We start from the raw sequence: 17,347 nt of genomic DNA, 5'->3' as shown, positions 1-17,347 counted from the left end.
CGCGAAAGGCAGGGGATCAGAGGTCGTGGTGGAACTCTTCGATCAGGCTGTGCACGACTGCCCGCATGGCGGCGGGCCCGTCATCCCCGGCCTCGACAGCATCGGCATGAACGATCCGTTGGCGGTCGGCGCTGGTGCCGGTGTCGAGGAGGCCGCGCAGGGCCTCGATCTCGGCCGTGCATTCCAGAACCTCGGCATCCTCCGCAACGGTTTCTATCAGCTCGTCCATCAGCGTCGAGAAGTCGATCACCTCCAGCCGGCCAAAGTCGATCAGGCCGCCGGTGATGCCATATCGCTGGGCCCTCCAGCGGTTTTCTTCCAGAAGGAAGTTGTCGTAGTGCCGCCAGCGCTGGTTCTTGCGCATGAGCCGCCAGAGCATCCGCGTGAGGCACTGCGTGGCGGCGGCGAGCGACAGTGTCGTCTCAAGCCGCGGTTGGACGTCGCAGATGCGGCTTTCGATGGTCGGGAAGCGCGCCGAAGGGCGCAGGTCCCACCAGATCTTCGACGAATCCTCGATCAGTTTCATATGCACCAGCGCGTCCACGGTGCGCTTGTATTCCGCCCAGCTTGAGAATTTCGGCGGCAGTCCGGTGCGGGGCAGGTTGTCGAAGACCGTCAGCCGGTAGCTAGCGAGCCCGGTATCGTCGCCCTGCCAGAACGGGGAAGAGGTCGACATCGCCAGAAGATGCGGCAGGAAATAGGAAAGCTGATTGACGAGGTCGATGCGCATATCCTCGGCCGGGATACCGACATGGACATGCATGCCGCAGATCAGCATCCGCCGCGCCACGCCGCCAAGGTCGCGGCGCAGGTCGTTGTAACGCTCCTTGTCGGTATGGTGCTGGTCCTTCCAGTCGGAGAACGGGTGACAGGAGGCCGCGATGGGCGCAAGCCCGTGCTTGGCGGCATTGCGGGAAACGCAGGCGCGGAGCTTGCGCAACTCGTCCCGCGCCTGTCCGACATCCTTGCAGACGCGGGTCCCGACCTCGATCTGGCATTGCAGAAACTCCGGGCTGACCTGATCGGACATTTCAGCTTTGCAGGCATCCATCAGCGCCTCGGGCGCGACGGCGAGCGCGAGTGTGTCCCGGTCGACGAGCAGGTATTCCTCTTCGACCCCGATGGTGAAATCAGGCTCTGACATCGCCGCGCCCCCATGGTTTTCGTCAGTTGAGCAGAGGTGGACGCTTTGGGCAAGTTTTCAGGGCTTGCGGTTTTCATGGCCCCAACCTAAATGCCGCGCCGGCGCATCGCCCGGAGGCAAAGGGCCGACCGGACCGGCGCCTGCCATGAGCCCAATGATTGTCCCCCTCAGATATCGACTGCACGACCTGCGGCGCCTGCTGTTTTGGCACCCATGACCGCTATATCGCCCTGATGCCCGAAGACCGGGCGAGGGCCATCCCCGAAAACCTCACCAATGACCACGACGGCCGCCGGTTCATGAAAATGTGCGGAGGGCATTGCGCCCAGCTTGCGCGCACAGATGACGCGCGCCTTGTCTGTGGCATCTACGATATGCGCCCCGAAGCCTGCCGCGCCTTCCGGGCTGGCAGTTTCGAATGTATGAAGGCGCGGCAGCATCGGGGTGCCTTGGCCGAGGCGGTGCGCAACCCCGCGCCGATCCGTCCGGAAATAATTGGGCCGGAGACAGAACTGCCCCCGGCCCATGTGATCGCATCCATGCCGACGGGGCGGATGAAGCCCCCGGCGTGACGGTCAGTCCATTGCCTTGAAGTTGAATTCGCCACCTTCCTTGATGCCGGACGGCCAGCGGGCCGTCACGGTCTTGGTCCGCGTGTAGAACTTGAAGCTGTCCGGGCCGTGCTGGTTCAGGTCGCCGAACATCGACTTCTTCCAGCCGCCGAAGGTGTGGTAGGCCAGCGGCACCGGGATCGGCACGTTGATACCCACCATGCCGATATTGATGCGGTGCGCGAAGTCGCGCGCCGTGTCGCCGTCGCGGGTAAAGATCGCGGTGCCATTGCCGTATTCGTGATCCATGGCAAGGCCGATCGCCTCTTCATAGGTCTTGGCGCGAACAACGGACAGAACCGGGCCGAAGATCTCGGTCTTGTAGATGTCCATGTCCTTCGTGACCTTGTCGAAGAGATGCGGTCCGACGAAGAAGCCATTCTCATAGCCCTGAAGCGAGAAGTCGCGGTTGTCGACGACAAGCTCCGCGCCCTGTTCGACGCCGGAATTGATCAGGCCGAGGATACGCTTCTTTGCCTCGCCGGTGACGACGGGGCCGAAGTCCACGTCATTGCCGTCGGTATAGGGGGCGACGCGCAGCTTCTCGATCCGCGGCACGAGCTTTTCGATCAGCTTGTCGGCGGTCGCATCGCCCACCGGCACCGCAACCGACACCGCCATGCAGCGTTCGCCCGCCGCGCCGAAGCCCGCGCCGACGAGCGCGTCGGCCGCCTGATCCATGTCGGCATCTGGCATGACGATCATGTGGTTCTTGGCGCCGCCGAAGCACTGCGCGCGTTTGCCGTTCGCGGTGGCGCGGCTGTAGATGTAATGCGCGATGGGGGTGGAGCCGACGAAGCTGACGCCCTGGATGGTCTCGCTGTCGAGCAGCGTATCGACCGCCTCCTTGTCGCCGTTGACGACCTGGAAGACGCCCTTCGGCAGACCAGCCTCGACGAACAGTTCAGCCAGCATCAGCGGCACCGAGGGGTCACGCTCGGACGGCTTCAGCACGACTGCGTTGCCGCAAGCCAGCGCCGGGCCGACATGCCACAAGGGCATCATGGCCGGGAAGTTGAAGGGCATGATCGCAGCGACGACGCCCAGCGGCTGGCGCATCGAATACATGTCGATGCCGGGGCCGGCGCTGTCGGTGAACTCACCCTTCAGCATCTGCGGCGCGCCGATGCAGTATTCGATGACCTCAAGACCACGCTGCAGGTCGCCCTTCGCGTCCGGCAGGGTCTTGCCATGTTCGCGCGAGAGCGCCTCGGCCAGCTTGTCCATGTCGCGGTTCATCAGGCCGACCATGGCCATCATAACGCGCGCGCGCTTCTGCGGGTTGGTTGCGCCCCATTCGACCTGTGCAGCGGCGGCGTTGGCGATTGCTGCCTCGGTTTCAGCGGCAGACGCCATCGGGCATTTGGATTGGACCTCGCCAGTGGCGGGGTTGAAGACATCAGCGAACCGGCCAGAGGTGCCCTTGACGTGTTCGCCGTTGATCCAGTGTGACAGTTCTTTCATGGAAGCCTCCCGAAAATTTCCCGGGCACAATACCCTTGCAATTTTGCTGGATAAAGAGGCAGTTTCCCAAAGGTGTTTTGCATTTTCGCAAAAGGTGGCGCATGGCCGACTGGGACGATCTGAGGATATTTCTTGCCGTTGCGCGGGCGGAAAGCCTGTCGGGGGCGGGGAAGCTCTTGAAACTCGACCCCGCCACGGTCGGCCGCCGCATCGCGCGGCTGGAAGAGGGGATGGCGGTCCGGCTCTTTACCCGTTCGGCGCAGGGTTACACGTTGACAGGCGAGGGGCAGCGCCTGCTGGCCCATGCCGCCCGCGCCGAACAGGCGGTGGCCGAAGCGATGGAGGAGGTGGGCAGCGAAGGCAGCGGCCTGACCGGGCAGGTCCGCATCGGCGCGCCCGATGGCAGTGCCAACTACCTTCTGCCGCAGATCGTCGCGGGCATCTGCGCCGATCATCCGGGTCTGGAGGTGCAGATCGTCGCCCAGCCGCGCGTCTTCAACCTGTCGAAACGCGAGGCCGACATGGCCATCGCCGTCAGCCCCCCGGCCTCAGGCCACCTCACGGTACAGAAGCTGACCGATTACAAGCTGCATCTGGCCGCCTCGAAGGACTACCTTGACCGCCATCCGCCGATCCGCTCGGTGGCCGATCTGAAGCATCACCGCACTATCGGCTATATTCAGGACCTCGTCTTCGACAAGGAACTGGACTACCAGTCCGAGGCGGGGATGCAGGCGGTGACGCTCGCCTCGAACTCCGTCTCGGTGCAGTTCAACTGGGTCCGGACCGGGGCCGGGATTGCCGTTGTCCATGATTTCGCGATGTCGGCCGCACCCGGGCTGGTGAAGATTCTGCCAGATCAGGTGTCGCTGACCCGTACATTCTATCTGATCCGCCATCCCGATGACCGCCGCGTTGAGCGTCTGAACCGATTTGCCGAGCTTCTAGCCCATGGCGTACGACGCGAAGTGTCGCGGCTTGAAGCCTTGGCTTGACAGAAACGCAGATCAGGGGGACGCTGGGGGAAAGTCGCATTTGATCAGGAGGTTGCCCATGCAGGTTCACCAGATTCTGCGGTCCAAGCCAAAGCAGAGCATCATCACGGTGAAACCGGGTACGAGTATCGCAGACGCGGCACGGCTTCTGGCCGAACGAAGGATCGGCGCGGTCGTGGTGTCGGAGGACGGCAAGACGCCGATGGGTATCCTGTCCGAGCGCGACATCGTCCGCGATCTTGGTCGGCGCGGATCGGGCTGCCTGACCGATACGGTCGAGGCGCTGATGACCCGCAATCTGATTTCCTGCGCGCCGACCGACAGCGCAGACAGCGTTCTGGAGAAGATGACGGCCGGGCGGTTCCGCCATATGCCGGTGATGGACGGGGATGAGATGGTCGGCATCATCTCCATAGGTGACGTGGTCGCGGCCCGCATGTCGGAACTGGCGATGGAAAAGGATGCCCTTGAAGGCATGATCATGGGGAACTGAACGCCGAGAGGCTTGCATTCTGACGCGCAATATTGTTGCGTGCGCGCGGATGGAACGTGTCAGAAAAGGACGGACCCATGCGCATCGGCCTTTATCCCGGCACGTTCGACCCGATCACTCTGGGCCATACCGACATTATCCAGCGAGCCATGGCGCTTGTCGACCGGTTGGTGATCGGCGTCGCGATCAACCGCGACAAGGGGCCCTTGTTCTCGCTGGAAGAGCGCGTCGCAATGGTCGAGGCGGAATGCGCCGAGATCGTCGCAAAGACCGGTGGCGAGATCGTCGTGCATCCGTTCGAGAATCTGCTGATCGATTGCGCCCGAGATGTTGGCGCGACCGTTATAGTCAGAGGCCTTCGGGCGGTCGCGGACTTCGAGTACGAGTTTCAGATGGTCGGCATGAACCGGGCAATGGATGCCTCGGTCGAAACCGTCTTCCTGATGGCCGATGCGCGGCGGCAGGCGATTGCATCAAAGCTGGTTAAAGAGATCGCGCGGCTGGGAGGCGATGTGGCAAAGTTCGTGACCCCGCCCGTACGGGACGCGCTGCTGGCGAAATACGGTCGGACCTGAACTGGGCCCCTTCCGGCAGAACGAACTTTTCCGACAATCGGCAAAGTTGTGGTATCCTTCCCGGCAGATAGCGGCCTGCCGTAATTTCATTGTTGGTATCGATTTTCAGACGGGCAGGCTCCGCAAATTTTGACGGAGTATTTGAACCATGTCTTTTATCGCGGTGATCCGGGATTTCCTTTGGTCTGTCCTCGTACGCATCGACGTCTTCATCGACCGTGTGCTCGGGCCGCTCTGGCGACCGCTTCGCTATCTCTGGTCGATCATCAAGCCAAGCAGGTTCAGCGCGTTCACGCTATTGGCCGGGGGTGCGCTCTTGGTGGCCACGCCGCAGGGCCGCGAACTGGCGATGCGGTTCGACGATGACGATGTTTCGACTTTTCAGGCCATGGCGGTATTCCTTGCCTGCGTCGGCTGGTTCGCCTTTCAGGCCTGGTACTGGGCGCGCATCGCGTTTTATTTTGAGCAGGGTTATGGCCACCGGCAGGGCGACAAGGGGCGGAAATGGGCACCGCGTTTTTATGCCGGTGCGGCGTTTGGCTTTGCCGCGTGGTCGCTTTACATAGCCGGCCGCGGCGGGCTGGAAAACGCGACCATCCTCGCGCTGATCACGGCGGTGACGGGCCTCGCCTTTGTGGTTTTCCTCGTGATCCGGGTGCCCCTGGCGGAAAGGCTTGGCTTTGGCGGATCGCTGAAGTCTGAACCGGGGGACGGCCAGCCGACGGCCTTCGCCGATCTTTCGCCCGTGTCGAAAGCCTGGCTGACCGGCTCGATACTTTTTGCGCTGGTCATGCTGGGCCTCGTCATCTGGAACCCGGTCGGAATCGGCCAGTGGTTCGGCGCGGCCTCGATCGCGTTCCTCGCATTCGGTCATATCGTGCCCGTGGGCAGCGCATTGATCATCCGGTCGCGGGAAACCGGCGCGCCAATCATCATGAGTTTTCTTGTGTTCGCCGGGCTGATCAGCGCGTGGTCGGACAACCATGCGGTTGCGGTCGCTAAGGGGGACGGTGCGCCTGATTTCACGCAAAGGCTCAGCGTGGATGATGCGGTCGATGCCTGGCTGGCGGTGAATGGCGGGGTAGGGCCGACCGGCGCGCCCGGCGCGGGGGATACCGCGCGGCCGGTGATCTTCGTCGCGACGGCGGGCGGCGGGCTGAGGGCTGCCTACTGGACGGCGGTGGTGATGGGAGAGTTGCAGAAGGCCTGTCCGGGGGTCGAGCGGCACGTCTTTTCGATCAGCGGCGTGTCGGGGGGCAGCGTCGGCGCGGCTGTATATGCGACCTCGTTGCACAACGGCATGGCCCCCGCCGTATCTGAGCTTTGCGGAGCGGTTGACGGTTCTGCCGAGGACATTCGCACCCAGATCCTCGGCACCCTGTCGGATGAGTTCCTTGGCCCCACCGTGGCGGCGATGTTCTATCCCGATCTGGTGCAAAGGTTCATTCCCTGGGGGTTCCTGCCTGACCGGGGCGGCGCGTTGGCCGATGCCTGGAACTCGGCTTGGCATAAGGCCTGTGGGGCTGGCGCGGGCTGTGGTGCTGGTGACCTCGACGCGCCGTTCCTGAAAGTGGCGGGAACGCCCGGTGCGGGCGGGGGCTGGCAGCCGATCCTTCTGCTGAATGGCACCCATCAGGAGACCGGCAAACGATTGATCGCGAGTAACATCAAGGTGACGTCGGATGTCTTCCTTGATGCGTTCGACATGCACGCGATGGTGCAGCACGACGTCTCAATGGGCATGGCGGCGCTCAACAGTGCGCGCTTCACCTATGTCAGCCCGGCGGGGCGGCTTGTGCGAGCAGGCGACGGGGAAGGGATGGGCCATGTGCTCGATGGCGGATACTTCGAGAATTACGGCGCGGTGACCAGTGCCGAGATCGCACGGGCGGCCGTAAAGGCCTTCGAGAAGCGCGGCGTTGCGATCCGGCCGATCCTGATCCAGATTTCAAGCGATCCCGACCTGCCCGCGCGCGACCAGCCGGGCGGCGCGGCGGCCGACGTTGAGTTTCTCTCCTATCGCACGGACCTCGCGGCTGAGAAGCCCGGCGGTATTGCCAATGAGGTGCTTGGCCCGCTCTGGGGTATCCTCAACACCCGCACGGCGCGGGGCGTCTTGGCGAATAAGACCATTGCCGATGTCGTCGATGGTCTGAAATCCGACCCGCACCGCTTCCCGGCCGCGATTGACCCGGTCTTCGTGCATTTTTCCATGTGTGCCTGGACTGATGGCCGCAAACCGCCGCTTGGCTGGGCGATGTCGCAGCGCACCCGGAAGGATCTGGAAGAGATGATCGGCGGGCGCTGCGGTGATAATGACAACGCGGCGTCGATGGCGACGGTGATAGAGGCGCTGAAGTCGCCGCTGCCGGTCGGGTGTGTGTCGGACACGCCGTCCGGTGCGCTGTTCTGCCAGTCGCCCTGATGGTCGTGACGCTTCGCCCGGCGCTCAGTGTCCCTTGACCGGCACTCGTTGTTCGAGTTTGCGGAAGCCGAAGGCGAGGATACCCGCGATGATCATGTAGACAACGGCGAGCAACAGGAGAGGTTCATAGACGATGAACGTATCCTGCCGGACCCGTGACGCAACCGCGTAACTTTCGACGATGGCGATGGTTGCGACCAGCGGGGTTGCCTTGAGCTGCAGGATCGTTTCCCCGCCGAGCGTAGGCAGTGCATTCTGAATTGCCTGAGGCAGCCAGATGCGGCGGAACATGGTGAAACGGGGCATCCCAAAGGCCTGTGCTGCTTCGATCTGGCCGCGCTGGACGCCTGCAAAGGCGCCGCGCATCACTTCGCCCTCATAGCCCGCATAGGACAATGTCAGTGCAAGGACTGCATAAGGCCAAGCCTGCCTGAGATAGGGCCAAAGCTCGCTTTCGCGGATCCACGGATATTGCGGGAAGAGCGAACCGAGCCCGTAATAGAGGAGCCATATCTGCAACAAGAGTGGCGTGCCGCGAATGATCGTGCAGAAGGTGCGGGCGGGCGCGGCGAGGTACCACGGACCGATCGCCTGAGCGAGGCCAAGGGGTATCGCCAGAAGAAAGCCGAGGACGGAAGTGACGGCCAGAATCCAGATCGTGCGCCAGATGCCCTCTGCCGCAAGCGGCGCGTATTTCGGAATCCAGTCCCAGCGCAGGGCGTAGGCGCACCAGAGGACGAGGGCTGCAAAGACCGCCATCATCGCAATCCGGTGCGGCACGAGGAGAGAGCGCAGCGTGATCATGCGCCAGCCCTCCGGTGACCCGGTTGACCCTTGCGCGCCCATTTCTCGATCCGGGCGAAGACCCGGCCCGAGACGAGAGTGACCATCAGGTAAAGCGCCCCGGCGGCAAGGAAGAAGGTGAAATAGGCTCGCGTCGAAGCGGCGGCCTGCCGCGTTTCCAGCGTCAGTTCATTAAAGCCGACCACGGCGAGAAGCGCGGTATCCTTGGTCGCGATGAGCCAGAGATTGGCGAGACCCGGAATGGCGAAGGACATCATCGCCGGGATCGTCACCCGACGCAGCATCTTCAGGGGTGGCATCCCGAAGGCGCGGGCGGCCTCGATCTGGCCGATCGGGATCGCCTTGATCGCGCCGCGCAGGATCTCGGTCGCGTAGGCGCCTTGCACGACCCCAAGCACCCAGATCCCGGCGGCGACACCGCTGATCTCGACCCGGCCATAGCCCATGGCCCCGGCCGCTTTGTTGATGAGGTCGGTGCCGACATAATAGAGGATCAGGATCAGGACCAGTTCGGGCACCGCCCGGACCACGGTCGTGTAGACGGCGAGGATGTCACGCAGAATGGGCCCGCCATAGAGCTTCCCGATGGCGCCTCCAAGCCCGATCAGAAGGCCGAACCCAAAGGCGCCTAACGCGATTTCCAGTGAGTGGAGAAGTCCGCGCAGCAGGTTTCCCCCCCAGCCCGGGGGGGAAAGAGACAAAAGCTCTATGACCTGTTCCACAGGCTATCAGCCGCCATAGATGGAGGATGAGAAGTAGCCTTCGGTGATCTTGTCATAGGTGCCGTCAGCGCGGATCGCGGCGATACCCGCGTTCAGCTTTTCGCGCAGCGCGTCATCGCCCTTGCGCACGCCCGCACCGACACCGAGCCCGAGGATCGACGTGTCGTTCGCGACCGAGCCCTTGATCTCGCAGCAGGCACCAGCATCCGAATTCACGAAATCATCCATCGCGATGCTGTCGGCCTGGGTCGCGTCGATGCGTCCGGCGGCGAGGTCCTGGTTGATCTCGTCCTGGGTCTGATAGACGCGAATCTCGGCAGCGTCGGTGAAGTATTGTTGGGCATAGGTCTGGTGGATCGTCGAGGCCTGAACGCCGAGGATCTTGCCCGCAAGCCCTTCCGGTGTGGGGGCGATATCAGCCGACTTGTCAGCCACGATCACCGTCGGCGTGTCGTAGTATTTGTCGGAGAAGTCGATGGTCTGCATCCGCTCTTCGGTGATCGACATCGACGCCATGATCGCGTCGATCTGCTGGCCGGTCAGCGACGGGATGATGCCGTCCCATGCGACCGGCGTGATGACGCAGTTCAGTTCTGCCGCAGCGCAGACTGCATTGATGATCTCGACCTCCCAGCCGACCCAGTTGCCCGAGGCGTCGAGCGAGGCGAAGGGCGGATAGGGTTCGGCCGCGATGCCGATCTTGACCTCCTGGGCCGCAGCCGCGCCCGTGAACAGCGCCAGAGCGGCGATGCCCGCCGCGAAAGTGGATTTCAGTTTCATTGTAGTCTCCCCGTTCTGGTTGGTTGTTTCTGCCGTTAGGCGACAGATTTCAGGAATTGTTTAAGCCGCTCGGACTTCGGCGCGCCGAACACCGCCTCGGGCGGGCCCTGCTCCTCAATCCGGCCTTCGAAAAGATAGATCACATGATCAGAAACTTCGCGTGCGAATTTCATCTCATGCGTGACCAAAAGCATCGTGCGCCCCTCGGCTGCCAGATCGCGGATAACGGTCAGCACCTCGCCCACCAGTTCCGGGTCAAGCGCACTCGTCGGTTCATCGAAGAGCATCACCGACGGGTCGATGGCCAGCGCGCGGGCGATCGCCGCGCGCTGCTGCTGACCGCCCGAGAGAAAGGCCGGATAGGTCGCGGCCTTGTCGGCAAGACCGACCCGCTCCAGAAGCGCCATGGCCCGGTCATGGGCCTCGGCCTTCGGCACGCCAAGGACATGAACCGGCACTTCGGTCACGTTCTCGATCAGCGTGCGGTGGGTCCAGAGGTTGAAGGCCTGAAACACCATGCCAAGGCGGGAGCGCACCCGCTCGATCTGCTTGCGGCTTGCGGGCGACCCGTCGGCGCGCATGGCGATCTCTTCTCCGCCGATCACGATGCGGCCGGAGGTCGGGGTTTCAAGGAAGTTGATGCAGCGCAGCATCGTCGACTTGCCCGACCCCGAGCCGCCGATGATCGCGACGACATCGCCCTTCTTCGCGGACATGTTGACGCCCTTCAGCACCTCAAGATGGCCGAAGGATTTGTGAAGGTCCTCGACGCGGATTGCCTCCTCAGCCGGCGCGGCGGCGGGTTCCGTCCTGTCTGTTGCGATCGCTTCGGTCATTCCATGCTCCGAGAATCTGGTTGTAGTAACGGTCAAAACGAGTAATTCTGCAAGTGTATAATTACAGAGGCCGGAAATTCGTGCCCGGAGACCGCCGCCGCTTCACCCGCGAAGACCCTGACAGCCGAAAGGAGGCGCTGATCCGCGCCACCCTTTCGCTGATGGCCACGCGCGGACCTTCGGCGGTGACGGTCCGGGCCATTGCCGAAGAGGCTGGCGTCACGCAGGGCATGATAAGGCACTATTTTTTATCCAAGCAGGACTTGGTGAATGCGGCTTATCAGGCCCATATGCAGGCCCAGACCGAGATGTCGCAGGCGACCCACGACAATGGCGGCGGCAACGCCCGGCAGCGCCTGGCGCGCCTTGTTCATGCATCGGTCACGCCGCCGGTCGCCGAACCGATGGCGCTGTCGCTCTGGGCAGGGTTCATCCATATGGTCCGCCGCGATTCGGCCATGCGCTCCACCCATGAAAAGACCTACCTGCACTACCGCGATCTTTTGCAAGCTATGATTGCCGCCGCCCTTGCAGAAGCGGGGCGCATGGTCACCGCCGAAGAAGCCCGCAGCCTAGCGATCGCCTGCAATGCGGTGATCGACGGGTTGTGGCTGGAAGGTGGTGCGTTGCCCGACGCCTTCGACGGCGGAGAACTGAGCCAGATCGGCCTGCAATCGATCGGGGCGATCATCGGCCTTACCCTGACAGATGGGCAGGCATGAACACGGTCGAGATAACCAAAAACGAGAGACAGAGATGACCACCAAGGACACGTCCTGGCAATTCAGCCGGGCCATTACCCGCCAACCCGGCAAGAGCATCGTGGCCGGATTGCGTGCGGTCGATACCGGCACGCCGGATCTTGCGCTGATGCTGAGGCACCATGCCGATTACGTCGCCGCGCTGAGGGAGACCGGGGCAGATGTGACCGTGCTTCCTCCGCTTGAAGACTATCCTGATGCGGTTTTCGTTGAAGACACCGCGCTTTGTCTGCCTGAGGGCGCGGTCCTGATGCGGCCCGGAGCACCGTCGCGCCTTGGCGAGGTGGCTGCGATGGCCCCGTCGCTTCGACCGCTGTTCGACGACATTCGCCAGATCGAAGGCCCCGGCACGATTGAAGGCGGCGATATCCTGACAACCGGGCGCGAGGTGCTGGTGGGTCAGTCGGCGCGGACGAATGCGGACGGCATCGCAGAGTTGGCCGAAATCCTTGCCGGTTGGGATCGGCCTCTGCGCGAAGTGCGCGTTCCGGACGGTGTTCTGCATTTCAAGACTGACTGCTCGCTCCTGGATGGCGAAACCATATTGGCGACCGAACGACTGGCGCGGTCCGGCTGCTTCGAAGGCTACCGCGTTATCCTGACCGCACAGGGCGAGGAGGCCGCAGCCAATGCGATCCGGTTCAATGATCTTGTGCTGATGGCAGCGGGTTTCCCGGGAACGGCGCAGCGCCTGCGCGACGCGGGCTATCAGCTCCGCGAGATCGGTAACAGCGAATGCGCCAAGCTGGATGGCGGCATGTCCTGCCTATCGTTGCGGTTCTGACGCCGCGTCGGCCTAGCCTGTCAGGTCAGTGCGTCCACGCGCCCTTGCGGTCGGTGGCGAAGTTTTCGCCATAGCCGCGGGGGCGGATATTCGGCTTGCGCTTGTGCGGTTCGGTCACGACATAGTCGATGCCATTCGTCCGGGCATATTCTTCGGCCGCCTCGCGGCTGTCGAAACGCAACCGTACCTGCGCCTGCGTATCGCCTGACCCGGTCCATCCCATCAGCGGATCGACTTCACGCGCCTCTGCGGGGGCGAAATCCAGAATCCATTGCCGGGTTTTCGCGGTGCCCGACTGCATGGCGTTACGGGCCGGCTGATAGATGCGCGCGCGCATGGGCTGTCTCCCCTTGGATGCGCCATTCTTATCGGGAAACCGACAGGGTAATGCAAGAGGCATGACACATGCGCTGGCGGTCTGGAAACAGTTGGACGTGCTGACTTAACAGCGGTCGAATTGGGGGATTTTTTCAGGATACAGAGGAAAAGGCTGACTGCCGGTCGGCGCTCTAGGGAGCGAAGGTGGGTGGTGGTGGCTGGGTGGGTGCCATCGACCGGCAGTCAGTTGCTGCTTGCAAGATCATGCTATGCTGGACCAAGAGCAAGTTCAACCTAAAGTTGATAAATCGGCCAAAAAAACGCCGCGCTTGCGACATGATCCTTAATTGTTGCCGCTGCGGAGGCGATGGCGGCAATCACGGTAAATTTCTTACAAAACAGAGACAATATTCCGCCGTTGCCCGCCTTGAACCGGAACAAAAACAGATCAAATCTGGGGGGCCAAAGGAATCACCATGCCCCACAACAATACCAACGCCCCGTCTCCGCGCCCGGAGGTCCTGACAAGGCCGAAACTTGAAGGCGGGCGGCGCTTTTTCATGAAGACCGATTTTGCGCCTGCTGGCGATCAGCCTACGGCCATCGCGGAACTTTCCGAGGGCGTGAAAGAGGGCGAGCGCGATCAGGTGCTTCTGGGTGCCACCGGCACCGGCAAGACCTTCACCATGGCCAAGGTGATCGAGGAGACCCAGCGCCCCGCCATCATCCTCGCCCCGAACAAGACGCTGGCTGCCCAGCTTTACGGTGAGTTCAAGGGCTTCTTCCCCGACAATGCCGTCGAATATTTCGTCAGCTACTACGACTACTACCAGCCCGAGGCCTATGTGCCCCGCTCGGACACCTACATAGAAAAGGAATCCCAGATCAACGAACAGATCGACCGGATGCGCCATTCGGCCACACGGGCGCTTCTGGAACGCGATGACGTGATCATCGTCGCCTCCGTCTCCTGCATCTACGGCATCGGCTCGGTCGAGACCTATTCGGCGATGACCCAGGACATGGAGGTGGGCTCGCTCTACGAACAGCGCAAGTTCATCGCGGACCTCGTCGCCCAGCAATACCGCCGCGCGGACGCCGCCTTCCAGCGCGGGGCGTTTCGCGTGAAGGGCGATACGGTTGATGTCTGGCCTGCCCACCTGGAGGACCGGGCGTGGAAATTCAGCTTCTTCGGCGAGGAGTTGGAAGGGATCACCGAATTCGATCCGCTGACCGGGCAGAAGACCGACACGTTCGAAAAGATCCGCATCTACGCCAACTCCCACTACGTCACCCCACGCCCGACCATGCAGCAGGCGATCACCGGCATCCGCAAGGAACTGGCGGGGCGGCTGAAGCAGTTGCAGGAGGAAGGCAAGCTTCTGGAAGCCCAGCGGCTGGAACAGCGCACCAATTTCGATCTGGAGATGCTGGAGGCAACCGGCGTCTGCAACGGGATCGAGAATTATTCGCGCTACCTGACCGGCCGTGCCCCCGGCGAACCGCCCCCCACCTTGTTCGAATTCATCCCCGACCACGCCATCGTCTTCGCCGACGAAAGCCACGTATCCGTCCCCCAGATCGGCGGCATGTACAAGGGCGACTACCGGCGCAAGTTCACGTTGGCCGAACACGGGTTCCGCCTGCCCTCCTGCATGGACAACCGGCCGTTGAAGTTCGAGGAATGGGACGCGATGCGGCCGCAATCGGTGTTCGTCTCGGCCACTCCGGCGGCGTGGGAGCTGGAGCAGACCGGCGGCGTCTTCACCGAACAGGTGATCCGCCCCACCGGCCTCTTGGACCCGCAGGTCGAAATCCGCCCCGTCGAGATGCAGGTTGACGATTTGCTGGATGAGGTCCGCAAGGTCGCCGCCAAGGGCTTCCGCACCCTCGTCACGACGCTGACCAAGCGCATGGCCGAGGATCTGACCGAATACATGCACGAACAGGGCATCCGCGTCCGCTACATGCACAGTGACATCGACACGATCGAACGGATCGAGATCCTGCGCGATCTGCGCCTTGGGGCCTTCGACGTCCTCGTCGGCATCAACCTACTGCGCGAGGGGCTGGATATCCCCGAATGCGGGCTGGTGGCGATATTGGATGCGGATAAGGAGGGCTTTCTGCGATCCGAAACCTCGCTGATCCAGACCATCGGCCGCGCCGCGCGCAACGCTGAGGGCCGCGTCATCATGTATGCCGACCGGGTGACGGGATCGATGGAACGCGCGCTGGCCGAGACCAACCGGCGACGGGAAAAGCAGGTGGCCTATAACGAGGCCCACGGCATCACTCCCGCGACGGTGAAGAAGAATGTCGAGGACATTCTGGCCGGGCTCTACAAGGGTGATGTCGACATGAACCGGGTGACGGCGAAGGTCGACAAACCCATGCACGGCGCCAATTTGGAGGCGCATCTCGACGGGCTGCGCGTTCAGATGCGGAAAGCCGCCGAGAACCTGGAATTCGAGGAGGCCGCACGGCTGAGGGACGAGATCAAGCGGCTGGAGGCGGTCGATCTGGTGCTGTCCGACGATCCCCTGGCACGCCAGTCGGCGGTGGAGGAAGCGGTGGAGGCCGCTGGCGTGAAGGCGGGGCGCTCAACAGCCGGGAGACCGGGCAGCGTGGCGGGAAGAGGCGGAGAGGGTAGTGGATGGAAAGGTCAATGCAGATGTCGACCACTTCAGACAAGGATGCCATTGAAAAACTGAAGGACCAGTTTCCCATCCTGCTTTTTTCGTTGTCGACGCAGGTTCAGATACAAGCACTTACTCGGACAAGACAACTAATTGAAAACTCAATTGAAGTTGTCAAAACATCTGACAACTCGTCTACGGTTAACGGAAATGTCGCTCAAGCGTATGATCTTTTCTGGCTCTGGACTCTCGGCGCTTACGAGGTGACCAGAACTATGTGTCAAAATAAGGCGTGTTTTGATCCTTCACTGCATCAGGGCTTACTGGATCTAAAGCATTATCTGGCTGAGCTACGCATGCCATTTGCAAAACAGGAACTCGCACGAAGTGGACAACCCGTTTCTCGAGAGAATTCGATAACGGGCATACATGAACAACTCGGGATGGCATTCGAGGTTCGAGGTGTTGTCTATCATACGATCGAGGTGATGGATCGCTTTACTAGATTTGTTGCCAAGATCAAACGGGAACAGATTTTGCGCCGCATCGACTAGATAAATGATGGGTGGGTTCGCAACTCGAGATGGTTGATTACACGCCGAAGTTAATCCGCCCTTAATCATCCCACGCCAATCCTCCGTTTATGCGGAACGCGAGCTCGCCTCTCTCGCCCGAGGTCTGGCTGAAGGACCTCTTCACCTCGAAAGCGGTGCAGGAAGGAGCCGTGATCCGCCGCAAGGCGCGGGACATTGAACGCTTCGCGGGCATGGCGCTGTTCATGGCCGAGGTCGACAGGCGCGGCTATCAGGTCGCCGAGAACGCGGGCCAACTCATCATCTTCTGCAATCGCGCACCCATCCGCTGGCTTACCCCTCCCCGGTAAGGCGGGGACCCGCTTTCTTGAAAAGAAAGCGGCCCGAAATCCTTGCAGGATTTCGGCGCCCGCCCCCGAACGCAAGGGATCGCCGAAGTCAGGGCTGTCCCTTCGACCCCCAGAGCAGCCATTGGGCCTGCGCCTCGGGCAGAAGCGCGCGGATACGCGTGTCAAAGGCCTCCAGATCGGCCGCGTGGAGCTTGCCTTCCCACTTGTTCGACTTCGCGTCATTGAAGACCTTGGCCCCGAGATAGAATTCGGGGCTCTCGGCCTCGCGGTCGGCGGCGGCGGCCTGTTTCTTGAGATTGGCGAACTGCGTCCCTTCCACGATCGTGTCGATCAGCGGCGCGGAGTCGTCCATGCCGAGGATCCGGGCGATCCGCCGCACCGACCCCGCCGGATCGGCCACCATGTCGGCATAGTGGAAGAGGTGGACGTTCTTCAGATGCTCCCACCGTTTGAAGGACCTGTAGTGATAGGCGATCGAATGCAGGTCCAGCGCGTCGTTCGAGCCGTTGTAAAGCTCATCCCGCAGGAACATACCGAAGGCGGTCTGGATATCGTCGGGGTAGCGCACCCGCATCACGTCGCTTTGCATATGCGCCGCGTGGTGGCGCATCGAGAAATGCACGTCGATCGGGTGGCGATAGACTGCAATATAGGTGGCGCTGGGGTCATAGGTGATGCCGTCAAACGGCGTGTGGCTCTTGATACAGCGGCGGAAACCTTGCGCGTCAAGCAGGGCCTTGGCGTCATTCGGATCGTCCAGAGCACAGTCGAGCCAGGGCGAAACCTCGCCCATTTCCTTGGGGCTGAGCGGCCTGCCCGCGATCAGGCCCGTTACGATCATCTGCGTCCAGGTCGTGCCGCATTTCGGCGGGGTCACGACGATCACATCATCCGGGCGAACGCTGAAATCCTCCCAGATGGCGGTTGTGGTGAGCGGCCCCTCATACCTGGCGGAACGTGTCGGAAACTCCATGTCTCAGCCCCCCAACTGATCAGGAACGGCGCAGCGCCCGGCTGTCAGCTTTGCGCGGTTTCGGGGGGCGATCAAGAATTTTGCCAATTCGGCAGACGTCGGCGACGGAAGTTCCGAGAGAACGGCCAGTTGGTCAGGGA

17 protein-coding genes and 1 pseudogene are annotated in these 17,347 nt (G+C 62.3%); 10 read left to right on the top strand and 8 right to left on the bottom strand.

Annotation, left to right across the window (positions count from 1 at the left end; translation table 11 throughout):
* Window positions 1–16: 16 nt before the first annotated feature.
* Window positions 17–1,144: a carboxylate-amine ligase gene (locus tag OEZ71_RS08620; RefSeq protein WP_263739537.1), complete on the bottom strand. Its 1,128-nt coding sequence runs from the start codon at window positions 1,142–1,144 to the stop codon at window positions 17–19.
* A gap of 158 nt (window positions 1,145–1,302) precedes the next feature.
* Between OEZ71_RS08620 and OEZ71_RS08615 the strand changes: the two genes are divergently transcribed.
* Window positions 1,303–1,716: a YkgJ family cysteine cluster protein gene (locus OEZ71_RS08615; RefSeq protein WP_263739536.1), complete on the top strand. Its 414-nt coding sequence runs from the start codon at window positions 1,303–1,305 to the stop codon at window positions 1,714–1,716.
* A 3-nt stretch (window positions 1,717–1,719) separates the two neighbouring features.
* On the opposite strand, the gene OEZ71_RS08610 is transcribed toward OEZ71_RS08615, so the two are convergent.
* On the bottom strand, window positions 1,720–3,219 hold the full coding sequence (locus OEZ71_RS08610) for a CoA-acylating methylmalonate-semialdehyde dehydrogenase (protein WP_263739535.1): 1,500 nt from the start codon (window positions 3,217–3,219) through the stop codon (window positions 1,720–1,722).
* 101 nt (window positions 3,220–3,320) lie between these two features.
* On the opposite strand from OEZ71_RS08610, the gene OEZ71_RS08605 reads away from it, so the two are divergent.
* The 4 genes from OEZ71_RS08605 to OEZ71_RS08590 all read left to right on the top strand — a co-directional run bounded on the left by OEZ71_RS08605 (window position 3,321) and on the right by OEZ71_RS08590 (window position 7,707).
* Complete coding sequence (locus OEZ71_RS08605; protein ID WP_263739534.1) at window positions 3,321–4,214, top strand: LysR family transcriptional regulator; 894 nt, start codon at window positions 3,321–3,323, stop codon at window positions 4,212–4,214.
* Between the two features lie 58 nt (window positions 4,215–4,272).
* Window positions 4,273–4,707: a CBS domain-containing protein gene (locus OEZ71_RS08600; protein WP_263739533.1), complete on the top strand. Its 435-nt coding sequence runs from the start codon at window positions 4,273–4,275 to the stop codon at window positions 4,705–4,707.
* A gap of 77 nt (window positions 4,708–4,784) precedes the next feature.
* On the top strand, window positions 4,785–5,282 hold the full coding sequence (gene coaD, locus OEZ71_RS08595) for a pantetheine-phosphate adenylyltransferase (protein ID WP_263739532.1): 498 nt from the start codon (window positions 4,785–4,787) through the stop codon (window positions 5,280–5,282).
* 148 nt (window positions 5,283–5,430) lie between these two features.
* Window positions 5,431–7,707: a hypothetical protein gene (locus OEZ71_RS08590; RefSeq protein WP_263739531.1), complete on the top strand. Its 2,277-nt coding sequence runs from the start codon at window positions 5,431–5,433 to the stop codon at window positions 7,705–7,707.
* 24 nt (window positions 7,708–7,731) lie between these two features.
* On the opposite strand, the gene OEZ71_RS08585 is transcribed toward OEZ71_RS08590, so the two are convergent.
* Genes OEZ71_RS08585 through OEZ71_RS08570 form a run of 4 tightly spaced genes read right to left on the bottom strand, consistent with a single transcriptional unit; the run spans window position 7,732 to window position 10,849 of the window.
* Window positions 7,732–8,511, bottom strand: a complete 780-nt coding sequence (locus tag OEZ71_RS08585) for an ABC transporter permease (protein WP_263739530.1) — start codon at window positions 8,509–8,511, stop codon at window positions 7,732–7,734.
* On the bottom strand, window positions 8,508–9,233 hold the full coding sequence (locus OEZ71_RS08580; protein ID WP_263739529.1) for an ABC transporter permease: 726 nt from the start codon (window positions 9,231–9,233) through the stop codon (window positions 8,508–8,510). Before OEZ71_RS08580 ends, OEZ71_RS08585 begins: the two co-directional genes overlap by 4 nt.
* A 6-nt stretch (window positions 9,234–9,239) precedes the next feature.
* The gene (locus tag OEZ71_RS08575; protein WP_263739528.1) at window positions 9,240–10,013 is read right to left on the bottom strand and encodes a transporter substrate-binding domain-containing protein; all 774 of its coding nucleotides are present in this window, start codon (window positions 10,011–10,013) and stop codon (window positions 9,240–9,242) included.
* Between the two features lie 35 nt (window positions 10,014–10,048).
* Window positions 10,049–10,849 (bottom strand): ABC transporter ATP-binding protein, encoded by an 801-nt coding sequence (locus OEZ71_RS08570; RefSeq protein ID WP_263739527.1) that lies wholly within the window; start codon window positions 10,847–10,849, stop codon window positions 10,049–10,051.
* Window positions 10,850–10,929: 80 nt separating this feature from the next.
* On the opposite strand from OEZ71_RS08570, the gene OEZ71_RS08565 reads away from it, so the two are divergent.
* Both OEZ71_RS08565 and OEZ71_RS08560 read left to right on the top strand, forming a co-directional pair.
* Window positions 10,930–11,571 carry a TetR/AcrR family transcriptional regulator gene (locus OEZ71_RS08565; RefSeq protein ID WP_263739526.1) on the top strand — a complete coding sequence of 214 codons (642 nt, stop codon included), beginning with the start codon at window positions 10,930–10,932 and terminating at the stop codon, window positions 11,569–11,571.
* Between the two features lie 34 nt (window positions 11,572–11,605).
* Window positions 11,606–12,394 (top strand): dimethylarginine dimethylaminohydrolase family protein, encoded by a 789-nt coding sequence (locus OEZ71_RS08560; RefSeq protein WP_263739525.1) that lies wholly within the window; start codon window positions 11,606–11,608, stop codon window positions 12,392–12,394.
* A gap of 25 nt (window positions 12,395–12,419) precedes the next feature.
* Here OEZ71_RS08560 and OEZ71_RS08555 read toward each other — a convergent pair whose 3' ends face one another.
* On the bottom strand, window positions 12,420–12,731 hold the full coding sequence (locus OEZ71_RS08555) for an ETC complex I subunit (RefSeq protein ID WP_263739524.1): 312 nt from the start codon (window positions 12,729–12,731) through the stop codon (window positions 12,420–12,422).
* A 457-nt stretch (window positions 12,732–13,188) separates the two neighbouring features.
* Here OEZ71_RS08555 and uvrB point away from each other — a divergent pair.
* The 3 genes and pseudogenes from uvrB (at window position 13,189) to OEZ71_RS08540 (ending at window position 16,234) form a co-directional block, all read left to right on the top strand.
* A pseudogene (gene uvrB, locus OEZ71_RS08550) lies at window positions 13,189–15,365 on the top strand (excinuclease ABC subunit UvrB).
* A gap of 15 nt (window positions 15,366–15,380) precedes the next feature.
* The gene (locus tag OEZ71_RS08545; protein WP_263739522.1) at window positions 15,381–15,905 is read left to right on the top strand and encodes a hypothetical protein; all 525 of its coding nucleotides are present in this window, start codon (window positions 15,381–15,383) and stop codon (window positions 15,903–15,905) included.
* Window positions 15,906–15,994: 89 nt separating this feature from the next.
* Entirely contained in the window at window positions 15,995–16,234 is a 240-nt protein-coding gene (locus tag OEZ71_RS08540; protein ID WP_263739521.1) for an aspartate aminotransferase, read from the top strand.
* Window positions 16,235–16,322: 88 nt separating this feature from the next.
* On the opposite strand, the gene OEZ71_RS08535 is transcribed toward OEZ71_RS08540, so the two are convergent.
* Window positions 16,323–17,207 carry a sulfotransferase domain-containing protein gene (locus OEZ71_RS08535; RefSeq protein ID WP_263739520.1) on the bottom strand — a complete coding sequence of 295 codons (885 nt, stop codon included), beginning with the start codon at window positions 17,205–17,207 and terminating at the stop codon, window positions 16,323–16,325.
* Between the last annotated feature and the right edge of the window lie 140 nt (window positions 17,208–17,347).

Source organism: Albidovulum litorale, from assembly GCF_025751495.1.
In the GTDB taxonomy this organism is placed as follows: Bacteria; Pseudomonadota; Alphaproteobacteria; order Rhodobacterales; family Rhodobacteraceae; genus Albidovulum; species Albidovulum litorale.
The sequence above is the reverse complement of the archived record's forward strand: the minus strand, read 5'-3'. Positions and strand labels throughout refer to the sequence as shown.

What these genes read in the sequence shown, in the direction of transcription:
- OEZ71_RS08620 (WP_263739537.1), bottom strand. Translation starts at nt 1,144, where the DNA reads ATGTCAGAGCCTGATTTCACCATCGGGGTCGAAGAGGAATACCTGCTC.
- OEZ71_RS08610 (WP_263739535.1), bottom strand. Translation starts at nt 3,219, where the DNA reads ATGAAAGAACTGTCACACTGGATCAACGGCGAACACGTCAAGGGCACC.
- OEZ71_RS08605 (WP_263739534.1), top strand. Translation starts at nt 3,321, where the DNA reads ATGGCCGACTGGGACGATCTGAGGATATTTCTTGCCGTTGCGCGGGCG.
- OEZ71_RS08600 (WP_263739533.1), top strand. Translation starts at nt 4,273, where the DNA reads ATGCAGGTTCACCAGATTCTGCGGTCCAAGCCAAAGCAGAGCATCATC.
- coaD (WP_263739532.1), top strand. Translation starts at nt 4,785, where the DNA reads ATGCGCATCGGCCTTTATCCCGGCACGTTCGACCCGATCACTCTGGGC.
- OEZ71_RS08590 (WP_263739531.1), top strand. Translation starts at nt 5,431, where the DNA reads ATGTCTTTTATCGCGGTGATCCGGGATTTCCTTTGGTCTGTCCTCGTA.
- OEZ71_RS08585 (WP_263739530.1), bottom strand. Translation starts at nt 8,511, where the DNA reads ATGATCACGCTGCGCTCTCTCCTCGTGCCGCACCGGATTGCGATGATG.
- OEZ71_RS08575 (WP_263739528.1), bottom strand. Translation starts at nt 10,013, where the DNA reads ATGAAACTGAAATCCACTTTCGCGGCGGGCATCGCCGCTCTGGCGCTG.
- OEZ71_RS08570 (WP_263739527.1), bottom strand. Translation starts at nt 10,849, where the DNA reads ATGACCGAAGCGATCGCAACAGACAGGACGGAACCCGCCGCCGCGCCG.
- OEZ71_RS08560 (WP_263739525.1), top strand. Translation starts at nt 11,606, where the DNA reads ATGACCACCAAGGACACGTCCTGGCAATTCAGCCGGGCCATTACCCGC.
- OEZ71_RS08555 (WP_263739524.1), bottom strand. Translation starts at nt 12,731, where the DNA reads ATGCGCGCGCGCATCTATCAGCCGGCCCGTAACGCCATGCAGTCGGGC.
- OEZ71_RS08545 (WP_263739522.1), top strand. Translation starts at nt 15,381, where the DNA reads ATGCAGATGTCGACCACTTCAGACAAGGATGCCATTGAAAAACTGAAG.
- OEZ71_RS08540 (WP_263739521.1), top strand. Translation starts at nt 15,995, where the DNA reads ATGCGGAACGCGAGCTCGCCTCTCTCGCCCGAGGTCTGGCTGAAGGAC.
- OEZ71_RS08535 (WP_263739520.1), bottom strand. Translation starts at nt 17,207, where the DNA reads ATGGAGTTTCCGACACGTTCCGCCAGGTATGAGGGGCCGCTCACCACA.